The organism is Nocardia carnea (genome assembly GCF_029869215.1).
GTDB lineage: Bacteria > Actinomycetota > Actinomycetes > Mycobacteriales > Mycobacteriaceae > Nocardia > Nocardia carnea_B.
The window spans coordinates 1-6,120 of the sequence record NZ_JARWPM010000365.1; the positions used below are offsets into that span (position 1 = coordinate 1).

The following is a 6,120-nucleotide window of genomic DNA, read 5'->3' on the forward strand; positions in this document are numbered from 1 at the left end:
GGGGCCCCCCCCGGGCCCGCCCCCCGGCCCCCCGCCCGCGCCCCGCTCCCCCCCCGCCGCGGGGGGCGGGCGCCCCCCCCCGCCCCCCGGCCGCCGAACCGGGCCCCACGGAATGGGGCGAGCACCCGCACGGAGTAGGGCCGTGGACCGCCGAACACGGCGAACCGCCGCCGGACGACGACCGGCTCGACCCGGTCCTGCTCGCGGAGGGCGACCGCCGCAATGTGGTCGATGCCTACCGGTACTGGACGCGGGAGGCGATCGTCGCCGATATCGACCGGCGCCGCCATCCCTTCCATATCGCGATCGAGAACTTCGGGCACGACGCGAACATCGGCACGGTGGTCCGCACCGCCAACGCCTTCGCCGCCGGCGCGGTACATATCGTCGGCCGCCGCCGCTGGAACCGCCGCGGCGCCATGGTCACCGACCGCTACCAGCACATCGTGCACCACCCCGATATCGACGCGCTGCTCGAATTCACCACGGCCGAGGATCTGAGCGTGGTCGCGGTGGACAACGTGCCGGGTTCGGTACCGCTGGAAACGGTGCGCCTGCCGCGACGCTGCCTGCTGCTGTTCGGTCGAGAAGGGCCGGGCGTGAGCGACGGCGCCCGCGACGCCGCGGTGCTCACCGTATCGATCGCCCAGTTCGGGTCCACCCGCAGTATCAACGCCGGGGTGGCGGCCGGTATCGCCATGCATACCTGGATCCGGCAGCACGCGGACCTCACCACGGCGTGGTGAACGCGGGGCTCGGTCGCTCCGAAAACCTCGAGCACGCGCCCGCTCGGCCGGTGCGAAGGCCCCGGCCACCGAACCGGGACCCGCCCGGACCTCACGCCGAGGCTGCTCCCACGACCGCAATGATGATGAAGAGCACGACCAGAACCAGATAGATGATCAACAGGACCGACGTGATGATGCCGAGCACGTAACCGATCATCACATTGCTACGGCCGCCGATGGTTCCGCCCGAAGCGTCGATATCGTTGAGCGCCTTCTTGCCCATGACCCAGGCGAACGGACCGGTGACCGCACAGAAGAAGCTGATGATGCCGAGGATCAGCACCGTGGTGGCTTGCGGATGATCCGGCGGCGGCGGACCGTAATTGCCGTACCCGTACGCGGGTGGTGGAGGGTAGCTCACGCATGGATAGTAACCGGCACGGCGGAGTCCGCACGATCGGAAACCGGGATATCAGAGCACTGCTCCGGCGATCATCGCACCGATGAACACGAGCAGAAACAGCATCAGCACGATCGACGTGATGATGCCGAGCACATAACCGACGAGCACATTGCCGCGGCCGCCGAGGGTTCCGTCGGCGGCGTTGATCTCGTCGAGTGCCCGCTTACCCTTGACCCATGCGAGCGGGCCGCACAGCGCACAGAACAGACTGACCAGCCCGAGGACCAGCACCGTGTTGGTATCCGGGTGGTACGGCGGCGGACGGTTTGCCATGCTCGGATGGTATCCGCCACAGGAGAATCGGGGCGCGGCGAACTCAGCGCCGGGTGTGCGCCGCCGGATCGGCGAGCAGGAACTGCGCGCCACCGTAGGTCGCCAGGATAATCGCCTCGAGCACCCGGCGCGACCGCTCCCCGCGGGCGAACAACCGCCGCGCCACGATGAGTCCGTCGGAAATCGTGAACAGCAGCGCCCCCACGCCCAGCCGGCTGCGCGGATCCGCGCCCGGAACATTGAGGCCCGCAACGTTGTCCGCACCCGGTGCCAGCGCCGGATCCGAAGCCAGAACAGCGGCGCTACCCAAGGTCAGGCCATAGGCGCTCAACGGTGCGGCGAGCGCGGGCGCCTTCGCCCGCAGCAGACCGGCCGCCCCGGCCCAGGCCAGCAGGCGCGGGACAGCGGTACTCCCGTGTGGACGGGCGCCGCGCCGCCACCACAGCGCCGCGTATCCCGTCTGCATCACCGCGAATGACGAGGCACCGGCGACCAGGCGGCGATCGTCGTCGGGTTCGATGAGCAGTACATCGCCGACCGTGGCCGCACCGAGCGACCCCAGCAGCAGCGTGCGCTCCACCGGCGCGATATCCACTGGGCTGGTGGCGATATCGGCCGCGAGCATCGGCATCATCAGCGGTTTCGCCACCCATTGCAGCCGTTCCCGGCCGGTCAGCGCACCCGCCACGGTGATCGCCGTCGCGACCAGGAATCCCGCGCGCAACGGTCGCATCACTACAGGCTCGCCTCGGCGGGGGCGGGCGGCAGGGTCACCACTTGGCCGGCGTAACTGAGCCCGGCGCCGAACGCGAGCAGCAGCGCCAGCTGGCCACCCTTGGCCTTGCCGGTCGCCAGCATTTCTTCCATCGCCAGCGGAATCGACGCCGCCGAGGTGTTGCCGGTGTTCTCGATATCGCCGGCCATCGGGATATCGTCGGCCAGCCCGAGGTTCTTCTTCATCAGTTCGTTGATCCGGGCGTTGGCCTGGTGCGGTATGAACACCTCGATATCGTCCTTGGACACCCCGGCCACATCCAGCGCGGTGGACAGCGCGCGCGGCAGCGTGACGGCGGCCCAGCGGAAGACCCGCGGCCCTTCCATCCGCAGCGACATCCGGCCCACCGGCTCGACCTCCGGATCGGTGCCCTGCAGGTCCTGCGCACGCTGCATGTACTCGACGAAGTTCACATCTTGTTTGATGGCGTCGGCGTTCTCGCCGTCGCTGCCCCAGACCGTCGGGGAGATCCCGTTGTCCTGGCTGGGCCCGATCACCACCGCGCCGGCGCCGTCACCGAAGATGAACGCCGTTCCGCGATCGGTCGGGTCGATGCCGATGGTCATCGTCTCGGCGCCGATGAGCAGCACGTATTCGGCCGAACCGGCGCGGATCATATCCGCGGCCACCCCGAGTCCGTAGCCGAATCCGCCGCAGCCGGAGGTGAGGTCGAAGGCGGGAATTCCGTTCATCCCGAGGTCACTGGCGACGATCGGGGCGCCGTGCGGGGTCAGCATGGGCCAGCTCGAGGTGGCCAGGATCAATGCGCCGATCTGCGAGCGGTCGACGCCGCTGTTCCGTAGCGCCCGGTCACCGGCGGCCACCGAGATCGACCGCAGCGTTTCGTCACCGCTGATCCAGCGCCGGTTGCGGATACCGCTGCGTTCGAAGATCCATTCGTCCGAGGAGTCCAGCACCTCGCACACCTCGTCGTTGCTGACGACGCGCTGCGGCCGGTAGGCACCGATTCCGAGCATCGCGACGTTGTCGTGCCCCTTTTTGCCGGCAATGCTCACCACGACGCTCACGACCCTTCACTCACAGTTCTGACGGATCATCAGGCTAACGGAGCGTGGCAGGCGGGCGAACGGCCCGTCCGGTTCAGCTCAGCGCCAGATCCTTCAAACCGAGTATGGAGCGGTAGGGCAGTCCTTCGTCGGCGATCACGCGATCCGCGCCGGTTTCCCGGTCGACCACGGTGGCCACGCCCACCACCGTCGCGCCCACCTCACGCAGCGCGCGCACCGCGGTCAGCGGGGAGTTGCCGGTGGTGGTGGTGTCCTCGACCACCAGCACCCGTTTACCCACCACGTCCGGGCCCTCGATCTGCCGTTGCATACCATGGGTTTTCGCGGCCTTGCGCACCACGAAGGCGTCGATCGGGCGGCCGGGGGCGTGCATCACGGCCAGCGCGACCGGATCGGCACCCATGGTGAGCCCGCCGACGGCGTCGAAATCCCAATCCGCGACCAGTTCCCGCAGCAGTTTCCCGATCAGCGGCCCCGCCCGGTGATGCAGCGTTGCCCGCCGCAGGTCGACGTAATAGTCGGCCTCTTTGCCCGAAGACAATGTCACCTTGCCGTGCACGACGGCTAAATCGCGTACCAGCCCGGCCAAGACATCCCGGTCGGTCATTGCCTGGTCGATCATCGGTGTCCTTCCGCCCGTGGAGGCGAGTCGCGGCGAGTACGGTCCCGGCGCGTGCAGCGGCGCCTGCGAGGAAGGATACGCAGCCGCCCCGGCACCGGTTACCGCAGGTCGCGCGTCCGCGCGGACCTACTGCGGCACCGGACCCTGATACGGCCGGAAACCGGGGTGGAAGGGCCCGCCGGGCAGGCGCGGGGCGGACTCGTCGTCGGCGACGGAGTCGCGACGGTCGGGTTCGCTCGCCCCGCCCGGCCGCGCCCCCGCGGGTTCGGGACGCGGGGAACGGTTCGCCGGCCGGGCGTCGGGCACCACGGCCAGGCTGGGCCGGCGCGGCGGTGCGTCATCATCGGGACCGCGACCCGGTGCGTCCGGATCGTCCCCGGCATCGCGGCGATAGCGGACATTCGGCCCGGGGTGGCCGTAGTCGTCGCTGTCGTCGTCGTACTCGTCGTAGTCGTCGTACGGGCCGTCGGGATCGCGCTCGTCGTATTCCGCCGAGCGGATGCGGGCCCGCGGATGTGCGGGCGGGGCGCCGGGCTCGTCGTTACGGGGGTCGGTGACGGGTGGCAGCACATGCAGCAGCCCCGACAACCGCAGCACGGCGTCGATACCGGTTTCCCAATCCTTGGCGGCCGAGCCGACGGGCAGCATCCCGAGGGTCCAATTACCCTCGCTCCACAGCATCTGCACCGTATCGGCCAGCGATTCGATGAACGCGACCATCCGCTGATCGACCGCATGCCGGGCGATCTCGGGATTGGTCGCGAACACGACCCGGTCGCCGATGGCGCCGAGCAGTTCCAGATCCGCGTCCTTGGGCGGGTTCATGGTCTTGACCCGCATATCGACGTCGATATCCGAACCTATCTGGCGGCGCACCGCCACCAGGGTCGCGGAATCCTCCAGATCCAGCAGGACGAATTTCTCGCCCTTGCGGATACCGGTGACCACATCGACCGCGGTCAGATACCCGAGCTTGGCCAGCGCACCACGGCGCCAGGTCGAAGCGAGCGCCGGTTCCACCGACACATAGGTGTATCCCTGGGCTTTCGCCCACACCTGGCGCGCGTGACCGGTCCGCTGCCGCTGGCGCCGGTCGAAATAGAGCAGCACTATCGCACCCGCGAGGGTGATTGCCGCCAGCCCGAACCACATTGCCGTCATCGTCGCCTAGCCTATCGACCCGCCCGGCGTAATGCCGGGCACCCACACTGCGCGCCGCGGTTTTCTCATCGCCCGCCCCCGTCGAGTGCGGTGCTGATGATGACTTCCGCCTGAATCGAACCGTCCGGGCCCGGCTGCCCCTGCACGATCACCAGATCCCCGGCGGGCAGGGCGTCGACCGTGGCGCCGGCCAGCGAGATCACCTGGGTCTGCGGGGTGGTGTGCACGGTGACCTCGTCGCCCGTGAGGGTGCTCAGGGTCAGGGTGCCGCCGGAATTGGAGCTGATGGTGCCCATGGTGGTGCCGCCCGGATCCTGCTCACCGGAATCGGGCATATCCGGCATTCCCGGCAGGCTCGGCAGCGGGGGCTCGGATTCGTCCGGTTGCGCCGGGACCTCACGGCCCAGCGTGCGACTCGTGGTCGTCGTATCACCGGCCGTGGATTGTGAATCGTCGCCGCCGAACATCATTCCGGCGGCGATACCGGCCAGGCCGAGCAGCACGATGACGGCGAGCCCGATCCCCAGCAATACGCCGTTCCGCTTGGGCGGCCGCGGCGGTTCGCCGGGCGGGCCGCCGGCCGGACCGTACGGGTCCTGCGGGGGCGGGCCGCCGGGGGCACCCCACTGCGGCTGTCCGCCGTAGGCGTAACTGTCGTAGGTCGGCATCTCCCGGGTCGGGTTCGGACCCGGCGGCCCCCAGCCGCCGTAGGGGTCGGTACCCGGGTAGGCCGTGGTCGGCTCCGTGAAACCCGGCCCGTCGCCGGTCGGTAGCTTCTCGGTCGCCGATTCGCCCGGCTGACCCAGGCGCTGGGTCGGATCGTCGTCCGGCCGCCTTGCCCAGGGATCGTTCGGGTTGGTCATAACTACCCAGCCTAAGCCGAACCTGTCCCGGGCGAGCACACACGCCCGGGGCAGGTCGGCTCCACCCCCGGCGGGCGCGGGAACAGCGGGCGGGGTCGTTCGGCCAACCGCCCCCCCGCCGCCCGGGGCACGCGCCGGCGGGGTTCAGGGCGCGCACCGCGCCGCCGCACCCGCCGCCCGCGGGCGCCGGCACCCCGCCCTCCCGGG

General features: G+C 69.9%; 8 protein-coding genes. 1 reads left to right on the forward strand and 7 read right to left on the reverse strand.

What is annotated here, in order from left to right:
• On the forward strand, positions 1–746 hold a 746-nt coding region (locus QH276_RS25550), incomplete at its 5' end, for a TrmH family RNA methyltransferase (protein WP_280406927.1).
• 91 nt (positions 747–837) lie between these two features.
• Here the strand turns inward: QH276_RS25550 and QH276_RS25555 are convergent.
• The 7 genes from QH276_RS25555 to QH276_RS25585 all read right to left on the reverse strand — a co-directional run bounded on the left by QH276_RS25555 (position 838) and on the right by QH276_RS25585 (position 5,913).
• The gene (locus tag QH276_RS25555; protein ID WP_280400556.1) at positions 838–1,149 is read right to left on the reverse strand and encodes a DUF4190 domain-containing protein; all 312 of its coding nucleotides are present in this window, start codon (positions 1,147–1,149) and stop codon (positions 838–840) included.
• Between the two features lie 51 nt (positions 1,150–1,200).
• Positions 1,201–1,464: a DUF4190 domain-containing protein gene (locus tag QH276_RS25560; RefSeq protein WP_280400557.1), complete on the reverse strand. Its 264-nt coding sequence runs from the start codon at positions 1,462–1,464 to the stop codon at positions 1,201–1,203.
• Between the two features lie 43 nt (positions 1,465–1,507).
• Entirely contained in the window at positions 1,508–2,197 is a 690-nt protein-coding gene (locus tag QH276_RS25565) for a lysoplasmalogenase (protein ID WP_280400558.1), read from the reverse strand.
• Between the two features lie 2 nt (positions 2,198–2,199).
• A complete protein-coding gene (locus tag QH276_RS25570) occupies positions 2,200–3,258 on the reverse strand; it encodes a beta-ketoacyl-ACP synthase 3 (protein WP_280400562.1) in 1,059 nt (352 codons plus the stop codon).
• An 82-nt stretch (positions 3,259–3,340) separates the two neighbouring features.
• Positions 3,341–3,874, reverse strand: a complete 534-nt coding sequence (gene pyrE / locus QH276_RS25575) for an orotate phosphoribosyltransferase (protein ID WP_280400563.1) — start codon at positions 3,872–3,874, stop codon at positions 3,341–3,343.
• Positions 3,875–4,015: 141 nt separating this feature from the next.
• Positions 4,016–5,041: a hypothetical protein gene (locus QH276_RS25580; protein ID WP_280400564.1), complete on the reverse strand. Its 1,026-nt coding sequence runs from the start codon at positions 5,039–5,041 to the stop codon at positions 4,016–4,018.
• 74 nt (positions 5,042–5,115) lie between these two features.
• The gene (locus QH276_RS25585) at positions 5,116–5,913 is read right to left on the reverse strand and encodes a DUF5666 domain-containing protein (RefSeq protein WP_280400559.1); all 798 of its coding nucleotides are present in this window, start codon (positions 5,911–5,913) and stop codon (positions 5,116–5,118) included.
• Positions 5,914–6,120: the final 207 nt, after the last annotated feature.